The organism is Acetobacter tropicalis, from assembly GCF_030644465.1.
In the GTDB taxonomy this organism is placed as follows: domain Bacteria; phylum Pseudomonadota; class Alphaproteobacteria; order Acetobacterales; family Acetobacteraceae; genus Acetobacter; species Acetobacter tropicalis.
Genome location: NZ_JAUYUW010000001.1, coordinates 1,690,317 through 1,714,841 on the forward strand (window position 1 = coordinate 1,690,317; position 24,525 = coordinate 1,714,841).

Sequence of the window (24,525 nt, forward strand, 5' to 3'; positions counted from 1 at the left end):
GATGGGGTACATTTTTGGAATAGTGGGTACCCCGTCATCCACAGTACCTCTTAACCCCTACAATCAATTCTATCTTCTTTTTTTATAGTTAAGAGGGCGTGGACAGGCTGGAAAAAGACGTGCAGGACTTCTGAGCATGAGCAGCAAGACAGAAATCCCCCCCTCCAAGCGCCTTCTCAAAACCCTGAATGGTGAGGCCATGTGGCCACCACCGCTTTGGATGATGAGACAGGCAGGACGCTTTCTTCCTGAATTCAGGGCTATGCGTGCGCAGGCTGATTTTCTGACGCGATGCATGACGCCAGATATCGCCACGGAACTGACATTGCAGCCCATCCGCCGTTTTGGAATGGATGGTGCCATCCTGTTTTCCGATATTCTGATCCTGCCTTGGGCATTGGGTCAGTCTTTAGAGTTTGTTGAAGGAAAAGGCCCTGTTCTGGGCGCTATCCGCAGCGAACAGGATTTTGCCAGACTGGACCGTAACCGCATTGCGGAGATTACCGCACCTGTTCTTGAAACATTAAGCCGCCTGCGCAAAGTTCTTGATGGTCCGGACGATATTGGTGTGGCGAAGGGCGGAGCAACAACCCTGATGGGGTTCACTGGAGCTCCCTTTACTGTGGCCTGTTACATGGTTGAAGGGGGTGGTTCGCGTGAATTTGCCATTACCCGGCAGATGGCGTTTGCCGAACCCGCGCTGTTTGATCGTATCATGGCTCTGCTGACAGAAACGACGGCAGATTACCTATGTGCCCAGATTGAAGCTGGGGCGGAAGCCGTCATGCTGTTTGATTCCTGGGCTGGTCTGCTTCCGCCCTCCGAATTCCGTAAGCACGTTATTGCGCCTACCCGGCAGATTGTTCAGGCTGTGAAAGCAAAACATCCTTCTGTGAAAATCATCGGTTTCCCGCGTCTGGGCGGCATGATGGTGCCGGAATATGCACGGGAAACAGGTGTAGATGTTGTGGCACTTGATACCAGTGCGGATCTGGCGCTGATGCGTACACAGGTGCCGGAGTCCATTGGTCTTCAGGGCAATCTGGACCCGATTGCCGTTCTGGCAGGTGGAGAGGCCATGCGACGGGAAGCGCTCGCAGTCAGAAATGCGGGTAAAGGCCGGGCTCATGTGTTCAACCTTGGTCATGGCGTGTTGCCGCAAACGCCTGTGGAACATGTTGCTGATCTGGTTAAAACAGTCAGGGAGACAGCATGATGGCTTCTCCTCTTGCTCTTTCCGCTGATGGCAGCCTGAAACTTGTCATTTTCGATTGTGACGGGGTTCTGGTGGACAGTGAGGAAACATGCTGCCGTATCAGTGCTCAGGAAGCGCGAGCAGCAGGTATGGACGTGCCAGATGATCTGGCCGTTGATACGTTTTCCGGCATGGCGCTGCCCAGTATTCAGGATGTTATTGAGCAGAAAACCGGAAAATCTCTTGGTGAGGATTGGGCTGCCAGAACGCAGGCTCGTTTTGTAGCCGCCATGAAGCAGGGCGTGGAGCCGATAGACGGTGTCTATGCCATGCTTGAAGATGTTACAAAACTTGGTCTGTCTGTCAGGGTTGGTTCCAATTCTTCTGTTGAGGAAATGGATGCCAAGTTCATTGCCACCAATCTGACACCGTATTTTGAAGGACGCATTCATTCTGCACGGGATATGGGAATACCCAAACCGCGGCCGGATGTTTACCTGCATGCGGCAAAGGAAGAACAGGTTGCTCCTGCAAACTGTGTTGTTCTGGAAGACAGTAACACAGGAGCACGGGCGGCAATTGATGCCGGGATGATGTGCGTTCTACTGCGCAAGGCAGGTGAAGAGGTGCCTGACTGGCCAAATCTGGTTGTTATTCATCATCTTTGTGAATTTGCACCCCTTCTGAAAGAAGCCTTGAAGGCGCAGGGACGTCTGGCATGACAATTGAAGCCTTCCTGCCCTGGACACGCTGGTTTCTGGCGTTTCACGTCATGTCTGTCATGGCGTGGATGGCGGGGATGTTCTATTTGCCTCGGTTGTTTGTGTATCATTGCCAGGTGCAGATTGGATCGGAAGAAAGTGCGCGGTTCAAGATCATGGAACGTAGACTTCTGCGGGCTATTATCAATCCTGCCATGATTTCAAGCCTGTTTTTTGGTGTTCTTCTTGTTCTGACTCCCGGAGCTGTCGATTGGCATGCTGGCTGGTGGCATTGCAAAATGGCTGCTTTATTAGGAATGTTTGCGTTTCACGGTTTTTGTGCGCGGTGGCGTAAGGATTTTGAAAAAGATCAGAACCAGCATCCTGAACGGTATTATCGCATTGCCAATGAAGTACCGACAGTGCTCATGATGATTATCGTAATCATGGTTATCGTCAGGCCGTTCTGAAACTCTGTTTTATGATAATATTTTTTCAATAAAAATTTTGTATCTTCCAGGTCATTATCCGATCTGGAAGATGTCTTTTAAAAACCACTTATATCAATTGAAGATCAAATAAGATTCTGAGCCCGAAGCATGCCGAAGGCGGCAAGGCTGACCATGCAAGTAATCTGGTTTTTACGGATCATTTCTTCAACCTCTTCCAGTAGAAGGGTGTGACATGTCATGTCCTGTTCCGTATCCTCCCTGTTTGTTGGGCCGGGTGTCAGATCCGTGGCTAGATAGACGTGCCCTTTCTGTGTGGAATATCCTGCGCCCTGATACACTTCTCCGGCGTGATGCATGGTGCGGGCAATCAGGCCTGTTTCTTCGCGTAGTTCTCCTGCGGCAACATCTGCGGGGGAGGCATCCGGGCGGGATTCCCACATCCCCATGGGGAGTTCCCACATTCGTTTGCCAATAGGGTAACGATACTGGTTAACCAGCGTAATTGTTGGTTTGCCATCGTCTGTGCGGCCCAACGGCAGGATCACAACAAATTGACCCCGTTCAACCACGCCATATAGCCCGTCTTTTCCATTGGGGCGGCGGATAATGTCTTCCCTTACGCGGGTCCATGGGTTTTCATAAGCAATGCGGGATGAGAGGACGAGGTATCCGCCTGCATCGGGGGATGACGTGGTCATGACGCGTAGTTCCATCTTCCGGTATCGGGAAGATCATATTTAACAGAATTCTTTCTCAAAAAGCACTTCTCCGCGTTCTGGCATAAGCCGGGGGAGTGTGTGAAGAGACAGCAAAAGCGGATTGTTCAAGGGTTTTATCATGTCTGTTACGCCAGTACGTTCGCCCTCCGTCCTGATGACTATTTTGGCGGTCGTGCTTTTTACGCTGCTTTGTTACACCGTTATTGGCCTGCAAATGGCTGTTGTGCCGTTGTTTGTGCGGGAGAAACTGGGTTTCAGTTCTGCCATGGCGGGTTTTGCTGTTTCTGTGCAGTATCTGGCCACGTTTGCCACACGCGCAGGAGCTGGCCGCAGGATTGATACCATTGGGCCCAAGAAAGTGGTGCAGGTTGGGCTTGCGGCGGGCGTAGTCTCAGGGGTGATGCTGGCCATATCAGGGGTTTTGACCTCTCTTCCGGCCCTGGCTCTGCTTCTTGTAATTGTAGGCCGTATCATTCTGGGGTTTGCGGAAAGCTGGGTGGCTACAGCGGCCATTGTCTGGAATATTCGGCGCGTGGGTGTGGCGCGCACAGCTCAGGTCATTTCCTGGAACGGCATCTGCTCCTATGGCGGCATTGCGTTAGGAGCACCGGTTGCGACCCTTCTTTATCATGCTCCTTCCTTATCCGTTTTTGGAGGATTTTGCGGGGTAGGGCTGCTTTCAGCAGCATTGATGGGGATAGGCTTACCGTTGGCGCATCGTCAGCCTGCCGTCACACCTTTGCCAGCAACCAAGCCGCATTCCTTTTTCCATATTCTCTCGCGTGTGATGCCCTATGGTCTGGCGCTTGCATCTGGGTCAATCGGCTTTGGTGCGATCTCCGCCTTGCTGGCACTTTATTTTGCAGATCAGAACTGGAGCGGAGCGGCAATAGGCCTCTCTCTGTTCGGTTCAGTTTTTGTGTTGACCCGTTTTGTCTTTACATCCCAGATTGCAAAGCGCGGTGGCATGGCTGTGGCTTTTGTCTCTCTGTTAGTGGAGGCGCTGGGGCTTTCCGTTCTGGCGTGGGGCAATTCCCCCCTCTGGGCCAATGTGGGTGCGGCTCTTTCCGGGGCCGGGTTCTCGCTTCTGTTTCCTGCGTTGGGAGTTGGGGCGGTCGAACAGATCGGGCCTGAAAACAGAGGGGCTGCCATTGGTGCATTTTCTGTTTTTCTGGATATTGCCATTGGCATTTCCGGCCCTCTTCTGGGGCTGATTATACCGCTATGGGGGTATGGTGTGCTGTTTCAGATAACTGCCCTTTGCTGCCTGTTGGGAATGATGCTGTGTGTGGTGGTGAAAGGCCGCCAGCAGCATCATACGGCTGGCGTTTCCTGAACAGGCGTGAGACAGTAACGCATCATCTTGCAAGAGGAGAAAAAGCCGATGCCTGTAATGCTGAGTGCTGTTGCCGTGTTTTGTGGATCCCGGTTTGGAAATAATCCGCTTTATCGGCAGGCAGCTCAGGAGGCCGGGCAGGTGTTGGCGGAGCAGGGCGTCAGGCTGATATATGGCGGTGGCGCACATGGCCTGATGGGCGTGGTGGCAGACGCAGCGCTGACAGCCGGGGGCACTGTAACAGGTGTTATTCCGGATTTTCTGGAAACCCGTGAAAAAATGCATGAGGGCGTGGCAGAACTGATTGTGGTGGACTCCATGCATGCGCGCAAACAGATCATGTTCTCGCGTGCGGATGCCTTCTGGATCCTGCCGGGTGGATTTGGCACCTTTGATGAGATGATGGAAATTCTGACATGGAAGCAGCTTGGCCAGCATGCAAAGCCGATTATTCTGGTGAATGTGGCGCATTGGGCTGATCATGTCATTGCCATGCTGGATGCTGCGGTGGCGCAGGGATTTGCCGAGCCGGTTTCCCGTGCCATGATTCAGACTGTGCCGGATATTGAGACCGCACTGGCTTTTTCTCAGCCGCAAGCAGCACAGCAGAAAGTACCCGCCGGGCAACTGTAAGACGCGATAAAGGGAGCAGAAATGCGTTTCCCTGCGTTTCTGCTCTTGCTAAAGTGGCACGAGAGCGGTATAGCCCCGTGCAGGTCATCGGAGTGTAGCTCAGCCTGGTAGAGCACTGTGTTCGGGACGCAGGGGCCGGAGGTTCGAATCCTCTCACTCCGACCAGACTTTTTCCCTGAAAAATAATAAATGCCGGTGCAGTCATTTGTAGGGGCATAGGCCGCAATAGTTTCGACATATTGCATGTCCATAGAATGCATTTGGATGTTCTGTGGGTTTTTTGTCAGCGGCTGTTTCGAGTGTCAGCGGTATTGAGAACTGATAGTCCTTTTTAATCCCGAATGCCTTTGCCGCCTTTGTCTTCTTACGTTTTAACGGCGTTTAAAAGGCAGGATCTTTGTGCTCCCAGAACACTGTAGCGTGATGGTAAGACCGCTTTTTCAGTCCTAAAATCTTTTGGCTTCCATCGGCTTCCAGTCATTTGAAAGAGCATTCAAAACGCTACCAGATCAGTCTGGTGAAGGGTTTGGCGGCTGGCTGAAGGTAGCTTTGTCATGCTGGTTCTGTATCGGTTTTCCCCCTGTCTTTGTGGCTTAAACCTCATGTTTTGGGCTGTTTCTTTCATGTTCTTATCTTTATACGCCATCAGATTGCCGTATAGCCGTAGGTAAGATGAACGTTTACTGCGGATAGCGTTATTATTCCATGCTGTAAGACTGGATGGGGATGGAAACGCAGCGTCAAAAGCCCCATCTTTTTATAAGGAACCACTGGCTCGGTTGGACAAACTGACGTCAGGTGGAATTGGATATCGACCCTGCGGGGGGAGGATCATGAAAAAACAAGCATCATTCAAATATAGCTTGGCGGTTTGCCTCTCTCTGGCAATCGGACTGGCTCCTGTGGCGCAGGCTCTGGCGCATCCGGGTGGTGGGCCGGGAGGCGGCGGTTTTCATGGTGGCGGCCCCGGCGGGGGTGGATTCCGCGGCGGCGGGGGAGGCTTTCGTGGTGGTGGTATGGGGCCAGGCGGTGGCTTTAGAGGCGGCGGGTTTGGCGGTGGCGGCTTTCGCCCCGGTGGTCCCGGCTTTGGCGGGCCGGGGGGGAGAGGCTTTAGGCCTGGAGGCCCGGGTTTTGGAGGCCCCGGAGGAAGAGGATTCTACCGGGGTGGTATGGGGTGGCGTGGTGGCCGCGGTGGCTGGGGCGGCGGTTGGGGCAGAGGTCCTGGCTGGGGTTACGGCGGATGGGGATATCCCTATTACAGTTGGGGGTGGGGTGGATATCCAGGTTGGGGCTGGGGAGCTGGCCCCTATGGCGGCTGGGGATGGGGTTGGGGCGCTCCGTTCGTCTTCGGTTCCGTTCTTGGCTTGGCTGTAGGAAGTGCCGTAGCGTCTTCTTATGATGGATACGAAAACCAGAATATCTACGCCCCTCAAAGCTATTACTATGGAGGCGCGTCTTCTCAGCCGGTGGGAGATCCAGCGTATTCATCCTATCAGCAGCCTGTTTATTCCGGTGCTGCGCCCCAGACTGTCTCTCAGCCTTCTGATGTCGTGCGTTGTAGTGCTGGGCGTTTCTTTAATTCCCTGACGGAAAGCTGCGATAAACGCTGACTTCTTCATCAGGTTTCTGGTTTCAAGATATTACAGCAGCAAGGAAGGAGGAAAGGGGCAGCCCTTTTCTCCTTTCTGTATTTATGGGCTGTAAAAAACTGGGTTAGGGTTAGGGCTTGATAAGAAAAAGCTGATTTTCAGAAAGGGGATAAGTGTGGCGGTGTTCAGGTTTTTACGGGATTATCTGGCCTCCTGTGGCGGTATTGGATACCAGCGGCTCAGCCTTTCAAGCGGCCTTCTGGCTGTCGCCCTTCCCATTGGGGCCGCTCACGCAGCGGAACCGGATGCTCGTGAGATCTTCGCACCTTTGGCCTACCCACAGCCCGTAAACGTCTATCATTCCAGCAGCGGTACGCCAGGACCTCAAGCCTGGAAAAACCGCGCTGATTACGACATTCATGTCCAGATTGATCCTGCCACACATGTGCTCTCTGGCAGTGAAACACTCACCTATACCAATAACAGTCCGGATGCGTTGTCCTCTCTGTGGGTGCAACTTGACCAGAATTTGTATGCTCTGGGGGCACGGGCCTCCTTTGCCACGCCACGGTGGCTGCGTCAGCATACAGATGGGGTGGTGATTGATACGGTGGTTGTGCAGGATAATGGGCAGGAAACTCCGGTTTCACCCCTTGTCTCTGATACCCGTATGCAGGTGCCTCTGGCACGGGATCTCACTGCAAATGGGGGGAAACTCACCCTTAAAATTTCGTGGCATTATCCTATCCCTGCTGAATGGGGTGGCCGTACGGCGTACAGTCAGGACCGGGACGGGGAGGTTTACGAGATTGCCCAGTTCTATCCCCGGATGGCTGTTTATGATGATGTCAGAGGTTGGGATACGGCCCCTTATCTGGGGCAGGAATTCTATCTGGAGTACGGTGATATTGATTACAGTGTTACCGTGCCCAAGGGGTTTCTGGTGGTTGGCAGCGGTGCCCTGACAAATCCGGAGGATGTACTGACAGCACAGGAACGCAGCCGTCTGGCTGATGCCGCCAAAAGTGAAACACGTGTGTTGATCCGCACGGAAGCGGATGTAAAGGCACTGGTTGAGCAGGTGCAGCAGGGGACGCAAACATGGCGCTTCCACATGGGCAACACACGGGACGTGGCGTTTGTGGCCTCTCCAGCCCTCTTATGGGATGCCGCAAAGCTGGATCTACCACCGTTGGAAGGGGCTGATACCAAGAACTCGCTTCCACGTTTGGCAATGTCCGTCTATCCGGCAGAAGCCGCTGGAGAGAAGAAGTGGGATCGGTCCACAGACTACGTCAAACACGCGATCGAGTATTTTTCAGGAAAGTGGTACCCTTATCCATGGCCTAATGCTGTGAATGTGGGTGGGCATGGTGCGGCCATGGAATATCCCGGCATTGTCTTTGATGGAAAAGAGGATGCAGGCGCACAACTGTTCTGGGTGACCACCCATGAACTCGGGCATGGGTGGTTTCCCATGATTGTGGGCTCCAATGAACGTCGTCACGCCTTTATGGATGAAGGATTCAACACGTTTATTGATATGTATGCGTCAGAACATTTTAATCATGGGGAGTTTGCCCCCAAACATGATGTGGAATTTGCCCCACAGACTGGCCAGCCGGCGGACGATATCGTCCCAGTGCTGAAAGATGAAGGTGCGCCGGCACTGATGACTGCGGCAGACCTTGTGCCAGAAAAATATAGGCATCCGGTAACATATTTTAAGGGTGCTTACGGACTGCAATTGTTGAGAGAAGAAATATTAGGGCCCCAGCGTTTTGACCGCGCTTTCAGGCGTTACATTGCTCTCTGGGCGTTCAGACATCCCACACCGTCAGATTTTTTCCGGATGATGGAAAGTGAAGGAGGAGAAGACCTCTCCTGGTTCTGGCGCGGATGGTATTTTAAAAACTGGGGGCCTGATTATGCACTGCGGTCGGTGTCTTATGTGAATGGTAACCCCTCTCAAGGGGCATTGGTGCATGTAAAAAACAAGGGATGGCTACCTCTGCCCGTCGTGCTTGCTGTTACCTGGATGGATGGAAGCTCAGCGCGAGTGCTGATTCCAACGGAAACATGGTACCAGAAGAACGATGTTACGCTGCAAATTCCCGGCAAGCAGGCAATCCGTTCAGCCGTGCTAGACCCTGACCATAAAATTCCCGATCTCGATCGGGGTGATAATGCGTTTGTTGTCAAAACAGATGTTTTTCACAAAGATACAGCATCCAATACGACTACGCGTATAACATCACCCTAAGGTGCAGCACTGAGGCTTGTATTTCGGTAAAAGAAGGCCGCAGCGCTGTTTTCGGGCGCTCCGGCCTTTTTTGTTTGGGGACTGCGTTAAAGGGCTTCTTCCAAGTTTAGAAGCCAGCGTTTGTCATCCAGTCCCCCATCTCCAGAATAACCACCCAGCCCCCGTTGGGCGACAACACGATGGCATGGGATCAGGATGGGAATAGGGTTACGCCCTACAGCCTGACCAACGGAGCGCGGGCTACCGCCCACCTGTTTAGCCAGAGCCTGATAAGTAGTGACCTTACCCACGGGAATAGCGCACAAGGCAGCCCATATTTTCTTTTGATAAGGGGTACCAAAAGGATCTAGTGGGAAGGGGAAAGTTCCCATGGTTTTGGGTTCATCAAACCATTTGTCCAGCCAGTCTCGCGCTTCACATAGTAAAGGCGTTTCTGTTTGGTCCCGACCCCAGCCCCAGTCCAGGGAGATAATTTTTCCGTCTTCTTCTGAAAGAGTAAGCGGACCAAGCGGAGAGTGCAGAGAAAGCTGAGGCATAAAAGGAACCTTCATAGGGTAGGGCTTCAGAACAGAATGAACTCATTATACAGACACATGACGGTGTGGTCTTTAAAAGTACATATCCTCTTGAAGCGGCTTTATGCCGGTAGATTTTCTTAGATACCTACCCCTTTGAATGACCCAAGAAGCTCCTGAATAAGGAGGATTTTCTCATATGAGAGCATCGGGCGCATTTGCTAAAGGGGCTTTTCTGTTTTCTCCATTCTTTTTCCGTTTTTGGGGCGTCTTTGCAGGACATGGGTTTTTGAGGCTTCTCTTTGGGATATGAGAGCCTCATGTTTTAGGGGTGGTTTTCTATTTGGGGCTACGCGGGAACAGGAAACTGTTTTAGAAAGCCTCAACCAACAAACAGATACACGTTTTTTCTTCATTAGAGCACAAAGGAGACGTTCTGTTTGGTGTCGGCTCATTGCCTTCTATCATGAGCCGGAAAGAGACGCTTCAGAGAGTATGGAACAAGAAAAGGAGCAGGCCGCCGTGGGCTATCAGAATGAAGAGACTATTTTTGCGCTCTCAACTGGTCTGGGGCGAGCAGCCATTGCGGTTATGCGTGTAAGTGGCCCAGAGAGTGCGGGGTTGCTAGGCCGCTTGTGCGGCACGCTCCCGCCGTCGCGTAAGGCCGTTTTGCGGCGCCTATGGCATGATGCCAGCCTGCGGGATAATCTATTAGACGAAGCGCTGGTGCTCTGGTTTCCCGGTCCTAACAGCTATACCGGTGAAGACGGCTTTGAACTGCATTTGCATGCTGGACCGGCCGTTATCAAAGCAGTTGCGCAGGCGCTGGTGGCCGGTGGTGCACGCCCGGCGGAACCGGGTGAATTTACCCGGAGAGCCTTCACAAATGGCCGTATGGACCTGGTGGAAGCAGAGGGGGTTGCTGACCTTGTGGATGCAGAGACAGAAAGCCAAAGGAAGTTGGCGCTGGCTCAATCTGATGGCGCTCTCAGCCGATTGTATGGAGAGTGGGCGGAGCGCCTTAAACGCATTCTGGCCCATCAGGAAGCCCTGATTGATTTTCCGGATGAAGATCTACCGGAAGAGGTTGAACAGGGCCTGCTGAACGAAATTCATGCGCTTATTGCCGCCATGCAGCAGCACATTCAGGACGGAAAGCGAGGGGAACGAATTCGGCGTGGTGTGGTGTTTGCCATTGCCGGGCCACCTAATGCAGGTAAATCGAGCCTGCTGAACTGGCTTGCTGATCGTGACGCTGCCATCGTTTCTCCTGTGGCAGGTACCACGCGAGATGCCATAGAAGTTAATGGCAGTCTGGCCGGGGTTCGGGTGACGTTTGTTGATACGGCAGGCATGCGGGAAACTGAGGATGCCATTGAAGCCGAGGGTGTCAAACGGGCACTGTTTCACGTGAAACAGGCGGATTGTGTGCTGCAAATGTTCGCGGGTGATATGTTGCCCGATAACGTCTTTCCTGGCGCTTTGCTGATAGGCAACAAAACAGACCTTGGGCCTGTGCCCGCGAAGGTGTTAGATGTGCCTGTACTTCCTGTCAGCTTGCAGACGGGTGAGGGGCTAAATGAGCTTCGCGCGGTGCTGGAGCAGAAGGTGGAAACGTTGACGGCGCAAGCGGCTTCTGGCGCGCCGTTATTGACCCGCGCACGGCATGAAGCGGGTGTAAAGGAAGCATGTGCGTGCCTGCAGCAGGCATTGGAACAGGAATGGCCCGAAATGCGGGGTGAGGAATTGCGTCTGGCAATGCGGGCATTGGGCCGTTTGACAGGCCATGTGGGCGTGGAAGATCTGCTGGATGCTGTGTTCGGGCAGTTCTGTATTGGGAAATAGGTTTGCAAAAGGCGGCGGAATAATGGACCGTTTTTACGATGTGATTGTTGTTGGAGGCGGGCATGCAGGGTGTGAAGCCGCTGCTGCCGCTGCGCGCTGCGGTGCCCGAACACTCTTGTTGACGCATCACAAAAATACGGTGGGGGCTATGTCCTGCAATCCGGCTATCGGCGGGATTGGCAAAGGGCATCTGGTGCGTGAGATTGACGCACTGGACGGTATTATGGGCCGGGCTGCCGATCGTGCTGGAATTCACTTCAAACTCCTTAATCGGTCTAAAGGGCCAGCGGTGCAGGGGCCGCGCGCGCAGGCTGACCGGATGCTTTACAGGCAGGCCGTTCAGGAACTGCTGGCTGAAACGCCTCTTTTGGACTGTGCCGAGGGGGCTGCCGGTGATCTTCTCTGTTCGGAAGATGGCAGCGTGCAGGGAGTCGTGTGCGAGGACGGGACGACCTATCGGGCAGGTGCTGTGGTTTTGACCACAGGAACTTTCCTGGATGGAATTATTCACATTGGGCATAAATCAAAACCAGCCGGGCGCGTGGGAGAACAACCTGCGGTTGCATTAGCCAAGCGCTTGAGAAATCTGGGTTTGACCATGGGGCGTTTGAAAACAGGCACCCCAGCACGACTTATGAAGGAGAGTATTGATTGGTCTTCTTTGGCGGAAGATAAAGGGGATGCACAGCCTGAACCCTTCAGCCGCTTGACCCAGACTATTACCAACCCACAACTGGTTTGCGGCATAACGGCAACAAACCAGAAAACACATGATATTATAAAGAAGTATATTCATCTATCTGCTGTTTACGGAGGCGCTATTTCAGGCCGTGGACCGCGTTACTGTCCCTCGATAGAAGACAAGGTGGTGCGGTTTGCAGAGAAAGCCAGCCACCAGATTTTTCTTGAGCCAGAAGCACTCCCTGAGCATGAAGGGGGGCATCTTATCTATCCTAACGGCATTTCAACCAGCCTTCCGGCAGAGGTGCAGGAAGAGATGATTCACTCCATTCCGGGGCTGGAGCGCGCTGTTATCGCGCAGCCAGGTTATGCGGTTGAATATGATTATGTTGACCCACGAGAACTGACGTCCTCTCTGGAACTCAAAAAGTGTCCTAATCTTTTTTTGGCAGGCCAGATCAACGGGACGACAGGGTATGAAGAAGCTGGCGCCCAGGGGTTGCTGGCAGGCGTTAATGCAGCGCGACGGGCAGGAGGGCAAGAGGCTGTCAGCCTGGATAGAGGCAAGGCCTATATTGGCGTTATGGTGGATGATCTGACAACACAGGGAGTTAGTGAGCCGTATCGCATGTTTACATCCCGTGCGGAGTATCGCCTTACCTTGCGGGCGGATAATGCGGATATGCGCCTTACCCAACTCGGTATTGACTGGGGCTGTGTCGGCGCGGAACGAAAATCTGTTTTTGAAAAAGATTGCAAAGAAATAAAGCAGGTTTCAGAAAAAGCGGAGCAGGAAAGTTGGGCTCCTAACGCGCTGGTTCAGGCCGGTGTTAAAGTGGCCCTTGATGGTCGGCGCAGAACACTGTTGGAAATTCTAGGGTATGGCATAACAGAGGAGGCTATTGCCACGCTGGCTCCGTGGTATCTTTCTGCCTCTGAAAGAGCTCGCCATTTTGTAACAACGGAAGCCCGCTATAAAGGCTACCTTGTGCGGCAGAAGCGGGAGATCAAGCAACTGGAAGCGGAAAGTGAAATCCGGTTTCCCGCCAGTATCAATTTCAGCGAAATTGGCGGATTAAGTGCTGAAATGAAGGAAAGGCTGGAACGCTCCCGACCAGAAAACTTTAGCGCAGCACAGAAAATTCCAGGTATTACGCCTTCTGCTCTGGTGGCCATTCTTGCGCATGTGCGGCAGAGGGTGGCCTGATGACCCTTGTTGTCCCCGGAATGAGTGTTTCACGTGAAACGCAGGAGCGGCTGGATGCCTTTGTGGCTCTGCTGGGAAAGTGGAACCCGCGCATCAATCTGGTTTCCAGCCGGGATATGGCGTTTGTATGGGAACGTCATGTCCGTGATAGCCTGCAAATTGCCCCACTGGTGCAAGGGGCTTCCAGCTTTATTGATCTGGGGTCAGGCGGTGGGTTTCCGGGTGTGATTACTGCTATTGCGGCTAACGTGCCCGGAACCCTGATTGAATCAGATCAGCGGAAAGCCGCATTCCTGCGTGAGGCTGCGCGTGTTACGTTAGCACCCATAAAGGTGCTGGCTCAACGGATTGAACAGGCTGAACCTGAGCCGGCGCCCGTTGTAACGGCCCGTGCGTTAGCCGCCTTGCCCCGGTTGTTGGAGTGGACAGCCCCATTTCTGGCAAAAGGGGGAAAGGCCGTGTTTTTGAAAGGCCAGCAGGCCGAAGATGAGTTGACCGAGGCGAGACGAAGCTGGCACATGGATGTGTGTATCCACCCCAGTGTGACAAGCCATGATGGTGTGATTCTTGAAGTGAGCAATCTTGAACGTGTCTAAGACCGATAAAAAAGCAAAGAAATGTTTCATTCTGGCGGTAGCAAACCAGAAGGGCGGCGTAGGAAAAACAACTACAGCCATTAATGTTGCCTCAGCCCTGGCGGAAGATGGTGCTCGCGTAGTTCTGCTGGATATGGACCCTCAGGGTAACGCCTCAACAGGGCTTGGTGTTGGGTATGATGCGCGGCAGGGTGGGGCTTATGCCTTGCTGATGCAGGAAAAACCTGCCGAGGAACTGCTCCAGCCCACAGAGATTGAAGGTCTTTCCGTTATTGCGGCGAACACAGAGCTTGTCGGGGCGGAAATAGAACTGGTTGATGAAGAGGGGCGTGAAGATCGGTTACGCACGGCTCTGGCTCCTCTGACCAAAACCGTTGATTATGTGATAATTGATTGCCCCCCCAGTTTGAGCCTTCTTACGCTGAATGCGCTGGTTGCTGCGGATGGCGTATTGGCGCCGTTGCAGTGCGAATTTTTTGCGCTTGAAGGGCTGGGCCATCTGGTGAAGACCATTGAGCGTGTTCGCAAGAAACTGAACCCGCGGCTGAAGATAACGGGCATTGCGCTGACCATGTATGATCGGCGGAACAATCTTTCAGAACTGGTTGCGGCAGATGCCCGCAGTTTCTTTGGTGATGATGTTCTGGAAACTCTGATACCCCGCAATATCCGTATTTCTGAGGCTCAGAGCCATGGTCAGCCAGTTATGGTGTATGACCCCAAGGCCAGTGGTGCTGCGTCCTACCGAGCGCTGGCTGAGGAAATCAAGAGGAGAACATCGTAAGCATGGCTCGTAAACCTGCTGCTCGCCCCAAACTGGGCCGTGGTCTTGCCGCGCTACTGGGAGATACGGCTCCCGTAACGGCAGAGAAGGCTTCTTCCTCATCAGGTAAAGGGGAGCAGGCGGTCGCGCCAGCAAGCACGCTGCCTGTTGAGGCTCTTGTTCCTGGCCCTTTCCAGCCCCGGCAGGACATGGAACCTGCGGCACTGCAGGAACTGGCGGATTCCATTCGGGCGCGGGGTATCCTGCAACCCATTCTTGTGCGGCCTGACCCGGATAAAAAAGACCAGTATCAGATTATTGCCGGGGAGCGGCGCTGGCGTGCGGCGCAACTGGCGCAGTGTCATACCGTGCCGGTTCTGGTGCGTGATCTGGATGAAGTAGACGCCATGGCGGCGGCCCTGGTGGAAAACCTCCAGCGTGCGGATCTGAACCCGATAGAAGAAGCTGAAGGGTTCAGCAGGCTGATGGAAGATTACAGCCTGACGCAGGATGAACTAGCCAAAGCCATTGGCAAATCCCGCCCGCATGTTGCCAATACCCTGCGCCTTTTACGTCTGCCTGATTCCGTGCGGAAAGCGGTAGGGAGCGGCGCATTATCCGCCGGACATGCAAGAGCCCTGCTTGCGCACCCAGACCCCATTGCTGCTGCTCATGATGTGCTGACCAAAGGTCTTTCTGTCAGGCAGACGGAAGCTTTGGTGCAGGCGGCGATTGAAAACAAGACCAAACCCCAGAAGCCAGAGCAGACCAAAAAGGCACGTGATCCTGAGATTGCAGCGCTGGAACGGGATCTTGCAACGCGTCTTGGTTTGCGCGTGAAGGTGAATTTTGATGGCCGCAAAGGTGGCTCTCTCGAAATTCATTACAACAGCCTGGACCAACTGGATGACGTTCTCTCTCGTCTGAAATCTTGAAATTCAGACTTGTGCTTTGAAGGGGAGGGTGATACAAAGCCCTCACTTCAGTCCACAAGACTGTAAGGGCGCATAGCTCAGTTGGTAGAGCAGCTGACTCTTAATCAGCGGGTCCAAGGTTCGAGCCCTTGTGCGCCCACCAATCTTTCCAAAGACTTAGGTGGTTTTTAGGCTTAGGGGTGCTTCACCCCGCCAGTCTTCCGGAGTCAATCCGGAGTCATTTGAAACGCCGGTTTTGCTGGCAGGGCAGGGGTTTTTCCCGGCTTATTCTGAACAGGCAGCCGTTTTGCCTGCTCGCCCTCCGCCCTCACTCCACTCCGGTAACTTTTCTCCTCAATTTCGCGGGTATGAAAATTTGCCCTTGGCGCGGTCCCGGCGCTCATGGTCGCTAGAGATTTTAGGCCGCCCCCACCCTATCCATGTGTTTTGGCCGGTTTTCGGTGGTTTTTCGGCCTTTTTGCCTGTTGCTCCGCTCAATCTGGCCCGCCAATTTGAAAAACTTGATTGTTTTCAAAAATCACCAAGAAAATCTGCGCGTGAGCCTGACGCGGTTGGAGTGCCCATGCCGGTCTAAAGATTGAACCCGCCCCCCTTAGGTATCCATTTCCAAGCTATGCGCAAAGCGCATGAGCCTGCGGGCATTGGCCTCTAGGCTCTTACCCTGCCCCTTACCAAAACGAGGTGTATAAGGTGTATTGGGTGTATAGAGGCGATTAACAATATGATTTATATACAGAAATCATGAACGCCCGTGTTGATACACCTTCTGCAAAAAGGTGTATGAGGTGTATAGGCTACAAAAACGAAACGGCTGTTTTCTGCTCTTTTTCAGCCTATTCCACGTTTTAAAGGTGTTTTTTCTTTGTTTTTAGACATGAAAAATGGGCCGTTGGGGGCCTGTTCAGTCATGAAGTGACTGCATAACTCAAAGTAATTTTATTTCGTTTTACCCTGAAAAGCCAAAAATCGCGGGAAAGAAACCCGCGCGCTGCCCGCGCACACCACCGCCCACGACAAAACCAGACTCAGGGAGCCACAGCATCCGCCAAGCAGCGATAAACAGAGGTGCGGCCCATGCCCAGACGCTTGGCTATCTCCGTGGCACTCACACCCTCAGCAGCCAGAGCCTGCACCTGCTCTGCCTGACTACGGGCTGTAGGCTTACGCCCTTTGTAGCGGCCCTCTGCTTTGGCCTTGGCTATGCCCTCACGTTGACGCTCTTTCATGATGTCACGCTCAAACTCGGCGACGGCAGCCAGCATGGTCAGCATCATCTTGCTGGTGGGGCTGGTGGTATCCAGCGTCATGCCGTTCATACTGAGCACAATAAGGCCGCACCCTTTTGCCTTGACCTCTTCCACTAGCCGCAGCAGATCAGCCGTTGACCGCGCCAACCGATCGGGCTTGGTCACTACCAGCACATCACCGGCCCGCATGTGATCGAACGCCGCACTCAACTGAGGCCGGTCTGTGCTGCTACCGCTCACCTGTTCACGGAAGATACGTTCACACCCATTGGCTGACAGGTCACGGGCTTGCGCTTCAAGTCCTGCCACCTGATCGGTGGTGCTGGTTCGTGCGTATCCGATTTTCATCTGAAAGGTGTCCCCAAAACTGTTCCAAAAGGTCTAGACCCTAGACCTATATCGTCCCAAAATACGAAAAACAATCCTATTGGAACAGAAAACAGGGGCAAAAGTGTTCCATACCATTTGTTCCAATAGGGCATGGTCTATTGGAACACGGCAAGCCATGTACAAAACGCATAGCGACGAAAATAGGACCCGAAGAGAGAAGTAATATCCCTCCGGTGTGTCCTATCTCACTTGTCCCCCGTAGCTACAGAAAAGATATGTGCAGAAATGACGTAAACGCGGGTATTCTTTGCGTATCCCGGTGGTGCCATTAAATCCGAGTTTTTCCCGCCTTTGCCCGGAATAAGCAGACCACGTTCCACCAGAATTTTCTTGGCTTCTATCTGGTTCAGGCCCGTAAGAGCTTCTCGCATCCCCGCAGGGTTGAGGATAGGGCACCATATGTAGCGGCCATCTGGCCCTTTTGCCCAACGCCGCCAACCTGCCTGCTTCTGCGTGCGGTAGCGTTCTGGTGGCGGCTTACCTTCTCCCCATTCTACCGGCATTTCATCTGCATCCTTGTCTATCCATGGTTCCAAGCGGGCGGAAAGGTTTTGTGTGATGAAATCCCGCAACTGCTGTATGGCCTGCTCATCTTCTCTGCGGCCTGAGGTGCCACGAGCACGAAGCCAATCGCCAAAGCACATGCCGACCAGAACGTCAGGCGTATCATGGTCCCAGCCGGTTAAGCCGAACTCGGTAGCCAGTTCGCCAGCAAGAGCAATCATGGCAAAACGCCGAGAGACAGAGCGCACTTGTCCGGATGCATTAGGCCAGTGCGAGAGGTAGCCTGTGGAGATTGCTTCCATTCGTGCCAGCAGGCTCTCACGGAATATTCTGATGCCTTCCGCCTCCATACGCTGGGTGAGGGTGTCCAAGAAGGCTCGGAGGGGTGCGCCGTAATACTGCCCGCAGGCATTACCCAGATAATCCGAAAACTCTCCGGGGCTATCGCAATGGTGTATGTTTTCAAACATGCCCATGTTGTGCCCAGCATCGGCAGGCACATCACAGAAACGCACTTCCTGACCTGCTTTGGTGGGACGCCCCGCCAATTTGTTCATATCGTCGAGAGTGTTTTCTCCCGTACTAAGAAACAAAGAGCGCCAACGAGCCGTAGCACGAGCGCCACCTGTTCGGCTGGCTCTTACCTTGCCTTGTCCGTTTGCCAGCATGTAGGCCACGTCACCAATTTCTTTGGGGTCTAGCTGTCCTACTTCATCCATTGGGAGAAGGGCGTCACACGAACTCAGAGCAACGCTTTCCATGCCGTTAGAGGTTGAGCGCCAAGACCGGGCATAACCCTTGGCTCCGGACTCCGGTGTGCCTCCGCATACGCTACATGCCAACAGGAGGGCTGTAGATTTACCAGCGCGGGATGGACCAACAAACGAAACGCCGCCTCCTTCTAGGCCCAAGACACCCAAGAGAGGGGCTGCAAAGCCTGTGCAAACGGCCATGACAAGGCGGGAGTTACCTTTGCAGAACTGGCCTATATGTTGCTTCCAGTCTTCTACCGTGCCGGAGACGCCAAAAAGGTTTGGCTCTTGCTCGGTTGTTTGCAGCACTACCCGCTCTTTTAGGTTGCCGTAGGTAGTATCTGGCAGCACATACACCATCCCTCCGCTGAGGGTGTGCCAGCCTATGCGGTTGACTGAAAGCGCCCTGTCAGTGCTGGAAATTGAAGAGAGCCAGTCAGCAAAGGCCGCTTTGGCTGCTGGACCAGATTGAAGAGTAAGGCCACCATCCGCCAACTGGCTCCGCAGTTCGGCACAGTCGCCGGCAAACATCGCACGTGGAAACGCCTGTTCATGTTGCTGTCCGTCTCGGTCAGTCCAAGCCAGTAATATGCCCCAGCCTTTCCCATCTGCTCCGCGCGTTTCTGCGACTATCCAGATAGGGCCAGAGAGCTTCATATCTGTCTTATTGCTGTCTGCTGCCTTACGGAACAGCCCGTGTGCGTCACAGAAAAACCGCCCGCACGGAGACTCTATGCGCTGGCTTACGCTTTTCTTTTTACTTTGTGTGCCAGGCATCGGTACCACCTTGGCGGAGGTCAGACCGGCCCGCACAGTATTACGACCGTTCTGGCCCTTTGAGTCCGTCATGTTCTGTCAGGACGTTATTCCAGTCCTGCCCCTGTATCTCTGGCATGGCGAGCCGAACTGTGCGGCCCTGCTGTGCGAATTGTGAGAGAGCAGCATCCAGCGCCTTCCGTGCGGAAGCATTGCCGGTATCATTATCTGCTGCGACAATAATTTCTGTGATGGTGTCAGGCAGTTTCATGGCGGCCATGTTGCTGAGGCTAACAGCAGCCAGCACACGGTATTCCGGGCAGGCAATAGCGCAGGAGAGGGCGGTTTCTATGCCCTCCGCAACAATCGCCACGTCACCTTCCGGCGCTATACCAAGGGCAAGCGCAGAGGCACCACGCCAAAGGCGGATGCACCCGCCAGCAAAACCACCAAGCACCTTCTTTGGATTTTTGAGGTCAGCTTTACACCATATACCGGAGGGAGATTGCGCCAGCCATGTACGATGCACGGCCACCAACTTGCCACTAGGCGAACAGATAGCGGCCAGCATAGCAGGTAGGGAACGGCGGACTTCCTGACACCAGACCGCAGGCGCAAAGCGCAATGCACCCGGAGCACGACCCAATGCTCGCAAGTCTATGCCCCGCCCTTGTAGATATGACTCAACTGGCGTGCCTGCTATCCCTGCGGGCGTGTCATGCCACAAACGCCGGGCCTTGGCTCTCCGTTGCTGGGCTTCTTTGTCCAATTCCTGAGAAGTATTCAGTTTTTCTTGAATAGGGCGTCGCTGCAAGGGGGCGGAGGTGCCTGTGTTGCTTAGGCAAAGCCAGTTTTCTGACCATTGCATGGCGTCCTTACGGCTTCCACCAAACAGGACGGCAGCCACAAGGTCCAGCGCATCGCCACGCTCCCCGGAACTGAAATCCGCCCACACGCCCCGCCGTGCGCCAGATAGACGCACAGCAAGGGACTGGCCCGGCTCCCCGGCCAGACTACCCACACGCCATTCTACACCGTCCTTTTGGCCATGTGGCAGCAGTTCAGGTGCAAGGCGCGTGATGTGCTCCGCCAGAAGCCGGGCCAGTTCGGAGGCACTATGCCGCCGCATGACTGGACCAATTTGATGGAAGCACGGCAATGCCGCCCTCCGCCCCACAAAAGGCACGGCCTGCTATCAGTTCACGGGCTGCATGATCCCGCTGATCCGCAAGGGCAAGTAAATCATCCCAGCCAATACGACCCAACCAATACCATAACCCCAAGGCGCGCGGTTCTTTGTGTATCGCCCGCCGCAACAATTCCAGCGTTGCCCGCATAGACAGAAACTTTAGAGCAGCATCAAGCGGCCTGTTCTCATCATCCATCAAGGCACAAAAAGAGCTTTCCGCTTCTAGGATGTTTGTAATGCTCCCCCACATAACAGCCAGTCCAACAATGGCTTCTTGAGAAGGGACGTGATCAAAGTCCGTCCGTCCATAATGGCGTAAGACTTCATTCATTTCCGGGCGAAAGAGGCTTTCTTTCAAGTATTCGTCCATGCCGCAGCAGAGGGTTATGAAACGATTGAGCAGGTTAGGGCCCTTGTGCGTGTAGTCGTTCCAAAGCCACTGACAGGGTGCCATCTCGTAACGGGCTGAGGCGGCTCTCATTTGAGCAGGAGACAGCATGGAAAGGCCAGTAATGTAGGGCATATGCGTATTCATGCTGCACCCCCTTCAAGCATGGCGCTTTCAAAACGTGTCAGCACAACCCTCAGTTTGGCTATACCGCGGTCAGTCACAACAACCTGAGAGCGTTCTTTCAGGTGTCCATCACTGTCTCTGGTTTCATGATACTTATGCGTTAGGAAACCAGCTTTTATCTTGTCCGCTTTGCCTTGCCAGCGGCCAGAACCACCGGGGCGGTATATCCAGCCAACGGCTTCCAGCGTGCTGAGAAAACGATTACGGGGCATCTCGCACAACTTTGCCGCATCTGTCAGAGTGTGCAGGCCGTCCATGCAGGACAACTGATGATAGGCTTGCGCTTTAGGGGTGAGAACCTTCACCGCGTTCTGGCTGGCATGGATAGCGGCCTCTGCTACGCTTAACACACGGCCAAAATCTGGTGATGCACCAACGCTGTATGTGCCTGTGCGCCGGAGAGTTGGCAACACCTCCGCCGTAATCCATTTCTTGAACCGTTTGGCAGCAGCCTTACGGCTGGTTAGGATCAGGGAATACAGGCCGGATTCATTGATGATAGTGCGTTCTGCGTTGAGAGTTCCACTATCATTAATAATGATAGTGGCCTTTTCATCTTCATCAAGTCGGGTAGCAGCCTGCGGGGCATTGGCAATCCCGAGCACCTTGCACACATCCGTCATGACCCACCATGTAGCCCCGTCATGATTAATGGTGCGGACTGCATGGCCTTCAAAATCAAAGGCCAAAGGCATTACAGCGGTATTCATGCTGCACCTTCCATTTTCACAGAGGCTTCTGCCGTGCTCTTGACTGACTGCGCTGCAACCCATGCTCGGAGGGCTTCCAAGCTGTAACCAATGCGCCTCCGGGTAAGCTGCACAAAGGCTGGGCCCGTGCCATCTAGCCGCTTTGCCTGCAAGGTGCGCGGGGCAAGATTTACCAGTGCGGCGGCCTTGGCTTCTGACAGAACCAGAGGTGCTATAGTTTCCTTGTGTTCAGGTGCCGGAAAATGAGCAATGCCGCCCATCAGACCTGACGTGTTATTCTGAGTTGGTGCCATAGAAGGCATGTAAAATTCTCCCTGTTTCACAAGCACCAGACTGCATATTTGTGCAGGTTCAGTGCCGTGAGGGCATGGAAGCAAAGACCCAAATAGGAGGGGAATAGTGGGCAAATAGGAGGAATGAAGTTGGCCCCCTATTATTTGATAAACCTTTGTTTTATATGGCCTTGCCCACGTAAATGGACATTTTCCCGCTTCGCCCTCTCTCTTATTTGGGGCATGAGTTTGGTTCTCAAATGGTTTTCAGACAGCTTGGGTCGGTATTTCTGTAGGAAAAGCAGGCGTTCCCTCATATCAAGCAAATCTTCCCCGTTTTCCGCGCGCCTTTTGTCTTCATCCACAGCGAACTGAATAAGGCTGTCATCCGACGCCTGAAAAACGGGCTTGCCAGATGGTTCAAGGGCAGGGGCAGGTAAAGCCGGTTTTTGTGATGGTGCGGATACGGGCCGCCATTCCAGAAGGTCTGGGTGCTTACGAACGGCCAGCGGAGACAACACACGAAACTCCTGCCATGTACCATCCGCATCACGGATGGCTGATGCCTCCATATTTACTTGCGGGCTTTTCCACGCTCCGGCTTCTATCGGATGCTGGCCTTGTGCAGTGATTGCCCGAAGATGACCTTCATGAAGAAGGGCGAAGATATCCTGCTGTAAGGTGAGGAGGGCTTCATCAAAACGTAATTGGTATTTTTCCTTTTCTTTCCCACGCATAAAAATACGCGATAACCCGAGGTAGTTTCTTACCTGCTGCTGTTGCCCATAGGCGAGCATGGCACAATGTATGGGTAGCCCAGAATGGCTTGCTATGCGGACGTCATAAAAAGGGAGTTTACCAATCGTAAGGCGGCGTTCACGAAATTTAATTTCCGAGCCGGGTCCGAATAACGAGAGCTCGATTATAGAAAAGGGGCCATCCGCAGTCTTTTTGCGCCCACAAGCTTCAAGTTCTCCTAAAGAAAGAAGGTCTAGAATTTCCTTCCGCATCCAGTGCCACGGTCCACAAAACTCTCTAAAAATATAACAAAGTTTTTCGTTTTCGTCCGAGATATTAGAAAATCGCGTATTCATGGCCTTGTAGATTTTAGGCCACCATTTTTCTGGATTATCTATCCAGTCACTGGGCACATGCTTTTCATAACACAAATGGAATTTTTCGGAAAAAGTATCGTCGTACCCGGATAACGTTCGGTTAAATCGTCCGAAAACGTCGATAGCAGCAGAAAGCTGGATACCATATTTCAGTCTGTCAGCCACAAATGGCGAGAGAAGAAAAGACACTAAAGCCACCGCCCCATATCGGTTAGCCCCATGAACCTTGGAAGGGAGCGCGGCGGGCCTGTCATGGGGTTCAGGCGTTCGGTGGCCATACCTAGCCGCGCTTGGTCCCATAATTGAGAACAAAACAGGAATAGGCAATAGAGAACCTGCGGAGGGCGGTTGCATGGTAATCATGCCGCACCTCCGGCCACATCACGCGCCAGACTGAGTGCTAATCGGATTTCCGGGTCATCCAGTCCGGCATCAGAAAAGTGCAGCCGAGGAGGCAGGCAACGCTCAAGAATTGTGGCCTTGGCTTGCCAGCCCTCCGTAGTTACGGCGCGAATACCGGACAACTGGACGATGGCCCGATCACGGTCTGCTATCCGGGCGTCAAACTGCGCTTCCCATGCCGGATACTCCGGGGCCGTTACGGGTGGCTCCGTCCTGGCCTCCATCGCCAGAATGGCGCGTTCAGCCTGCCAATAGCGGCGCAGCACATCCAGCAAGGCGGTATCCTGCCCTCCGACTGGGCTGGACGAAGCGACAACAGGCACGGCAGCAGCCGTAGCGGCTAAAGATACGCTCAATATGCCACGGCGGGAAACGGCGGGCTTGTTCATAGCTTAGCCTCGCCAGCTACATCTTGCAGGAGGCTCATGACCAACTGAATTTCGTTACTCTCAAATGTCAGATCGAAAGCATCAAAGGCGGAAGGCAGAATAGCGAGCAGGATAGAAGCCTTTGCCTGCTGGCTACGTTGTGACGCAGCCGGTGTATCGACTAGCTGCTCCATAGCCTCCCATTCACGGCGGCATGCTTCTTCCAATGCGGCTTCATGTCGCTTCTGGTGTGGTGAGCCAAAGGTATATGCCGGAGCCTCATCAAGAGTTTTGATATGGTTTTGCAACTGCCAGAACTCCGCACAGAGCGCCAGCAGGGTAGCATCCTCACTGGAGGGGGTAGCAGCAGAGGCCATGACGGGCAGAGCGGCGGCTGTAGCGGCCAGCACGGAGGCGAGAGCACCACGGCGTGACAGGCCGGGGCTGTGTGATAGGGCGTGGCTCATCGCGCAACCTCCGCACCATGGGTCACAGAAGCCACCAGCACTGCATGAGGGCTGTTATGGTGGCGTATATGGCCTGCCATCCCTCCGGATGGGCTGTGTAGGTGTTCTGGGTGCAGGAAGCCAGCCAGAGCCAGCAGAGAAAGGCCAGCCGTAGCAAAGGCGGCCAGAGCATCGCCATGAAGGCGAACAAGAGTGAGCACTGCCCAGCATGTGCCGGGCATGGTATAGGCGCGGTCAGCCATTACCGTCTCCTAGTGCGAGCGGTTGTGGTTAGGCAGGACATAGAGGGTGGTAGCTCTATGTTTTGCCGCCTTGGCTTTATGCCCCAAGGTCGCTACACTGTCACCAT

24 protein-coding genes and 2 tRNA genes are annotated in these 24,525 nt (G+C 53.8%); 14 read left to right on the top strand and 12 right to left on the bottom strand.

Features of this window, described 5'->3' with window-relative positions:
- Nucleotides 1-136: 136 nt before the first annotated feature.
- From hemE to hemJ, 3 genes are read left to right on the top strand one after another with little or no spacing between them, the layout of a single operon-like run.
- On the top strand, nucleotides 137-1,216 hold the full coding sequence (gene hemE / locus QWU00_RS07490) for a uroporphyrinogen decarboxylase (protein ID WP_035378951.1): 1,080 nt from the start codon (nucleotides 137-139) through the stop codon (nucleotides 1,214-1,216).
- Nucleotides 1,216-1,917: an HAD family hydrolase gene (locus QWU00_RS07495; RefSeq protein WP_035378999.1), complete on the top strand. Its 702-nt coding sequence runs from the start codon at nucleotides 1,216-1,218 to the stop codon at nucleotides 1,915-1,917. Before hemE ends, QWU00_RS07495 begins: the two co-directional genes overlap by 1 nt.
- Nucleotides 1,914-2,366 (top strand): protoporphyrinogen oxidase HemJ, encoded by a 453-nt coding sequence (gene hemJ, locus QWU00_RS07500; RefSeq protein WP_035378954.1) that lies wholly within the window; start codon nucleotides 1,914-1,916, stop codon nucleotides 2,364-2,366. The genes QWU00_RS07495 and hemJ overlap by 4 nt, the downstream gene beginning before the upstream one ends.
- Nucleotides 2,367-2,470: 104 nt before the next feature.
- Here the strand turns inward: hemJ and QWU00_RS07505 are convergent, their stop codons facing one another.
- Nucleotides 2,471-3,046, bottom strand: a complete 576-nt coding sequence (locus QWU00_RS07505; protein WP_035379001.1) for an NUDIX domain-containing protein — start codon at nucleotides 3,044-3,046, stop codon at nucleotides 2,471-2,473.
- 139 nt (nucleotides 3,047-3,185) lie between these two features.
- On the opposite strand from QWU00_RS07505, the gene QWU00_RS07510 reads away from it, so the two are divergent.
- The 5 genes from QWU00_RS07510 to QWU00_RS07530 all read left to right on the top strand — a co-directional run bounded on the left by QWU00_RS07510 (nucleotide 3,186) and on the right by QWU00_RS07530 (nucleotide 8,888).
- Nucleotides 3,186-4,403, top strand: a complete 1,218-nt coding sequence (locus QWU00_RS07510) for an MFS transporter (RefSeq protein ID WP_035378956.1) — start codon at nucleotides 3,186-3,188, stop codon at nucleotides 4,401-4,403.
- 48 nt (nucleotides 4,404-4,451) lie between these two features.
- Nucleotides 4,452-5,036 carry an LOG family protein gene (locus QWU00_RS07515; RefSeq protein ID WP_035378958.1) on the top strand — a complete coding sequence of 195 codons (585 nt, stop codon included), beginning with the start codon at nucleotides 4,452-4,454 and terminating at the stop codon, nucleotides 5,034-5,036.
- 88 nt (nucleotides 5,037-5,124) lie between these two features.
- Nucleotides 5,125-5,201, top strand: a tRNA-Pro gene (locus tag QWU00_RS07520).
- Nucleotides 5,202-5,869: 668 nt separating this feature from the next.
- Nucleotides 5,870-6,646, top strand: a complete 777-nt coding sequence (locus QWU00_RS07525; protein WP_081938996.1) for a hypothetical protein — start codon at nucleotides 5,870-5,872, stop codon at nucleotides 6,644-6,646.
- A gap of 160 nt (nucleotides 6,647-6,806) precedes the next feature.
- Nucleotides 6,807-8,888, top strand: coding sequence for a M1 family metallopeptidase (locus QWU00_RS07530; RefSeq protein WP_392388270.1), 2,082 nt, complete (start codon nucleotides 6,807-6,809; stop codon nucleotides 8,886-8,888).
- A gap of 86 nt (nucleotides 8,889-8,974) precedes the next feature.
- Here the strand turns inward: QWU00_RS07530 and QWU00_RS07535 are convergent, their stop codons facing one another.
- Nucleotides 8,975-9,424: a methylated-DNA--[protein]-cysteine S-methyltransferase gene (locus tag QWU00_RS07535; RefSeq protein WP_035379007.1), complete on the bottom strand. Its 450-nt coding sequence runs from the start codon at nucleotides 9,422-9,424 to the stop codon at nucleotides 8,975-8,977.
- Nucleotides 9,425-9,898: 474 nt separating this feature from the next.
- Between QWU00_RS07535 and mnmE the strand changes: the two genes are divergently transcribed.
- The 6 genes from mnmE to QWU00_RS07565 all read left to right on the top strand — a co-directional run bounded on the left by mnmE (nucleotide 9,899) and on the right by QWU00_RS07565 (nucleotide 15,572).
- On the top strand, nucleotides 9,899-11,248 hold the full coding sequence (mnmE, locus tag QWU00_RS07540) for a tRNA uridine-5-carboxymethylaminomethyl(34) synthesis GTPase MnmE (RefSeq protein ID WP_052051244.1): 1,350 nt from the start codon (nucleotides 9,899-9,901) through the stop codon (nucleotides 11,246-11,248).
- A gap of 22 nt (nucleotides 11,249-11,270) precedes the next feature.
- Nucleotides 11,271-13,136 carry a tRNA uridine-5-carboxymethylaminomethyl(34) synthesis enzyme MnmG gene (gene mnmG / locus QWU00_RS07545; RefSeq protein WP_035378960.1) on the top strand — a complete coding sequence of 622 codons (1,866 nt, stop codon included), beginning with the start codon at nucleotides 11,271-11,273 and terminating at the stop codon, nucleotides 13,134-13,136.
- Entirely contained in the window at nucleotides 13,136-13,732 is a 597-nt protein-coding gene (gene rsmG, locus QWU00_RS07550) for a 16S rRNA (guanine(527)-N(7))-methyltransferase RsmG (protein ID WP_035378963.1), read from the top strand. Before mnmG ends, rsmG begins: the two co-directional genes overlap by 1 nt.
- Entirely contained in the window at nucleotides 13,725-14,516 is a 792-nt protein-coding gene (locus tag QWU00_RS07555) for a ParA family protein (protein ID WP_035378965.1), read from the top strand. The genes rsmG and QWU00_RS07555 overlap by 8 nt, the downstream gene beginning before the upstream one ends.
- A 2-nt stretch (nucleotides 14,517-14,518) precedes the next feature.
- Nucleotides 14,519-15,430 carry a ParB/RepB/Spo0J family partition protein gene (locus tag QWU00_RS07560; RefSeq protein ID WP_035378967.1) on the top strand — a complete coding sequence of 304 codons (912 nt, stop codon included), beginning with the start codon at nucleotides 14,519-14,521 and terminating at the stop codon, nucleotides 15,428-15,430.
- A 66-nt stretch (nucleotides 15,431-15,496) separates the two neighbouring features.
- A tRNA-Lys gene (locus tag QWU00_RS07565) sits at nucleotides 15,497-15,572 on the top strand.
- Nucleotides 15,573-16,455: 883 nt separating this feature from the next.
- Here QWU00_RS07565 and QWU00_RS07570 read toward each other — a convergent pair.
- From QWU00_RS07570 to QWU00_RS07615, 10 genes are all read right to left on the bottom strand, one after another.
- Nucleotides 16,456-17,025: a recombinase family protein gene (locus QWU00_RS07570; RefSeq protein WP_039905113.1), complete on the bottom strand. Its 570-nt coding sequence runs from the start codon at nucleotides 17,023-17,025 to the stop codon at nucleotides 16,456-16,458.
- A gap of 227 nt (nucleotides 17,026-17,252) precedes the next feature.
- Complete coding sequence (locus tag QWU00_RS07575) at nucleotides 17,253-19,172, bottom strand: DUF927 domain-containing protein (protein ID WP_035378770.1); 1,920 nt, start codon at nucleotides 19,170-19,172, stop codon at nucleotides 17,253-17,255.
- A complete protein-coding gene (locus QWU00_RS07580) occupies nucleotides 19,141-20,208 on the bottom strand; it encodes a DUF7146 domain-containing protein (protein ID WP_035378768.1) in 1,068 nt (355 codons plus the stop codon). The genes QWU00_RS07575 and QWU00_RS07580 overlap by 32 nt, the downstream gene beginning before the upstream one ends.
- Nucleotides 20,195-20,803 carry a hypothetical protein gene (locus QWU00_RS07585; RefSeq protein ID WP_052051231.1) on the bottom strand — a complete coding sequence of 203 codons (609 nt, stop codon included), beginning with the start codon at nucleotides 20,801-20,803 and terminating at the stop codon, nucleotides 20,195-20,197. The genes QWU00_RS07580 and QWU00_RS07585 overlap by 14 nt, the downstream gene beginning before the upstream one ends.
- Nucleotides 20,800-21,552 (bottom strand): phage antirepressor, encoded by a 753-nt coding sequence (locus QWU00_RS07590; RefSeq protein WP_035378766.1) that lies wholly within the window; start codon nucleotides 21,550-21,552, stop codon nucleotides 20,800-20,802. Before QWU00_RS07590 ends, QWU00_RS07585 begins: the two co-directional genes overlap by 4 nt.
- A complete protein-coding gene (locus tag QWU00_RS07595; protein WP_035378764.1) occupies nucleotides 21,549-21,854 on the bottom strand; it encodes a hypothetical protein in 306 nt (101 codons plus the stop codon). Before QWU00_RS07595 ends, QWU00_RS07590 begins: the two co-directional genes overlap by 4 nt.
- Before the next feature lie 131 nt (nucleotides 21,855-21,985).
- Nucleotides 21,986-23,302 (bottom strand): hypothetical protein, encoded by a 1,317-nt coding sequence (locus tag QWU00_RS07600; protein WP_035378762.1) that lies wholly within the window; start codon nucleotides 23,300-23,302, stop codon nucleotides 21,986-21,988.
- Entirely contained in the window at nucleotides 23,299-23,730 is a 432-nt protein-coding gene (locus tag QWU00_RS07605; protein ID WP_231551623.1) for a hypothetical protein, read from the bottom strand. The genes QWU00_RS07600 and QWU00_RS07605 overlap by 4 nt, the downstream gene beginning before the upstream one ends.
- Nucleotides 23,727-24,176, bottom strand: coding sequence for a hypothetical protein (locus QWU00_RS07610; protein ID WP_052051230.1), 450 nt, complete (start codon nucleotides 24,174-24,176; stop codon nucleotides 23,727-23,729). Before QWU00_RS07610 ends, QWU00_RS07605 begins: the two co-directional genes overlap by 4 nt.
- The gene (locus tag QWU00_RS07615) at nucleotides 24,173-24,418 is read right to left on the bottom strand and encodes an uL30 family ribosomal protein (protein ID WP_035378760.1); all 246 of its coding nucleotides are present in this window, start codon (nucleotides 24,416-24,418) and stop codon (nucleotides 24,173-24,175) included. Before QWU00_RS07615 ends, QWU00_RS07610 begins: the two co-directional genes overlap by 4 nt.
- Nucleotides 24,419-24,525: the final 107 nt, after the last annotated feature.

What these genes read in the sequence shown, in the direction of transcription:
- hemE (WP_035378951.1), top strand. Translation starts at nt 137, where the DNA reads ATGAGCAGCAAGACAGAAATCCCCCCCTCCAAGCGCCTTCTCAAAACC.
- QWU00_RS07495 (WP_035378999.1), top strand. Translation starts at nt 1,216, where the DNA reads ATGGCTTCTCCTCTTGCTCTTTCCGCTGATGGCAGCCTGAAACTTGTC.
- hemJ (WP_035378954.1), top strand. Translation starts at nt 1,914, where the DNA reads ATGACAATTGAAGCCTTCCTGCCCTGGACACGCTGGTTTCTGGCGTTT.
- QWU00_RS07505 (WP_035379001.1), bottom strand. Translation starts at nt 3,046, where the DNA reads ATGACCACGTCATCCCCCGATGCAGGCGGATACCTCGTCCTCTCATCC.
- QWU00_RS07510 (WP_035378956.1), top strand. Translation starts at nt 3,186, where the DNA reads ATGTCTGTTACGCCAGTACGTTCGCCCTCCGTCCTGATGACTATTTTG.
- QWU00_RS07515 (WP_035378958.1), top strand. Translation starts at nt 4,452, where the DNA reads ATGCCTGTAATGCTGAGTGCTGTTGCCGTGTTTTGTGGATCCCGGTTT.
- QWU00_RS07525 (WP_081938996.1), top strand. Translation starts at nt 5,870, where the DNA reads ATGAAAAAACAAGCATCATTCAAATATAGCTTGGCGGTTTGCCTCTCT.
- QWU00_RS07535 (WP_035379007.1), bottom strand. Translation starts at nt 9,424, where the DNA reads ATGCCTCAGCTTTCTCTGCACTCTCCGCTTGGTCCGCTTACTCTTTCA.
- mnmE (WP_052051244.1), top strand. Translation starts at nt 9,899, where the DNA reads ATGGAACAAGAAAAGGAGCAGGCCGCCGTGGGCTATCAGAATGAAGAG.
- mnmG (WP_035378960.1), top strand. Translation starts at nt 11,271, where the DNA reads ATGGACCGTTTTTACGATGTGATTGTTGTTGGAGGCGGGCATGCAGGG.
- rsmG (WP_035378963.1), top strand. Translation starts at nt 13,136, where the DNA reads ATGACCCTTGTTGTCCCCGGAATGAGTGTTTCACGTGAAACGCAGGAG.
- QWU00_RS07560 (WP_035378967.1), top strand. Translation starts at nt 14,519, where the DNA reads ATGGCTCGTAAACCTGCTGCTCGCCCCAAACTGGGCCGTGGTCTTGCC.
- QWU00_RS07570 (WP_039905113.1), bottom strand. Translation starts at nt 17,025, where the DNA reads ATGAAAATCGGATACGCACGAACCAGCACCACCGATCAGGTGGCAGGA.
- QWU00_RS07575 (WP_035378770.1), bottom strand. Translation starts at nt 19,172, where the DNA reads ATGACGGACTCAAAGGGCCAGAACGGTCGTAATACTGTGCGGGCCGGT.
- QWU00_RS07580 (WP_035378768.1), bottom strand. Translation starts at nt 20,208, where the DNA reads ATGCGGCGGCATAGTGCCTCCGAACTGGCCCGGCTTCTGGCGGAGCAC.
- QWU00_RS07585 (WP_052051231.1), bottom strand. Translation starts at nt 20,803, where the DNA reads ATGAATACGCATATGCCCTACATTACTGGCCTTTCCATGCTGTCTCCT.
- QWU00_RS07590 (WP_035378766.1), bottom strand. Translation starts at nt 21,552, where the DNA reads ATGAATACCGCTGTAATGCCTTTGGCCTTTGATTTTGAAGGCCATGCA.
- QWU00_RS07595 (WP_035378764.1), bottom strand. Translation starts at nt 21,854, where the DNA reads ATGCCTTCTATGGCACCAACTCAGAATAACACGTCAGGTCTGATGGGC.
- QWU00_RS07600 (WP_035378762.1), bottom strand. Translation starts at nt 23,302, where the DNA reads ATGATTACCATGCAACCGCCCTCCGCAGGTTCTCTATTGCCTATTCCT.
- QWU00_RS07605 (WP_231551623.1), bottom strand. Translation starts at nt 23,730, where the DNA reads ATGAACAAGCCCGCCGTTTCCCGCCGTGGCATATTGAGCGTATCTTTA.
- QWU00_RS07610 (WP_052051230.1), bottom strand. Translation starts at nt 24,176, where the DNA reads ATGAGCCACGCCCTATCACACAGCCCCGGCCTGTCACGCCGTGGTGCT.
- QWU00_RS07615 (WP_035378760.1), bottom strand. Translation starts at nt 24,418, where the DNA reads ATGGCTGACCGCGCCTATACCATGCCCGGCACATGCTGGGCAGTGCTC.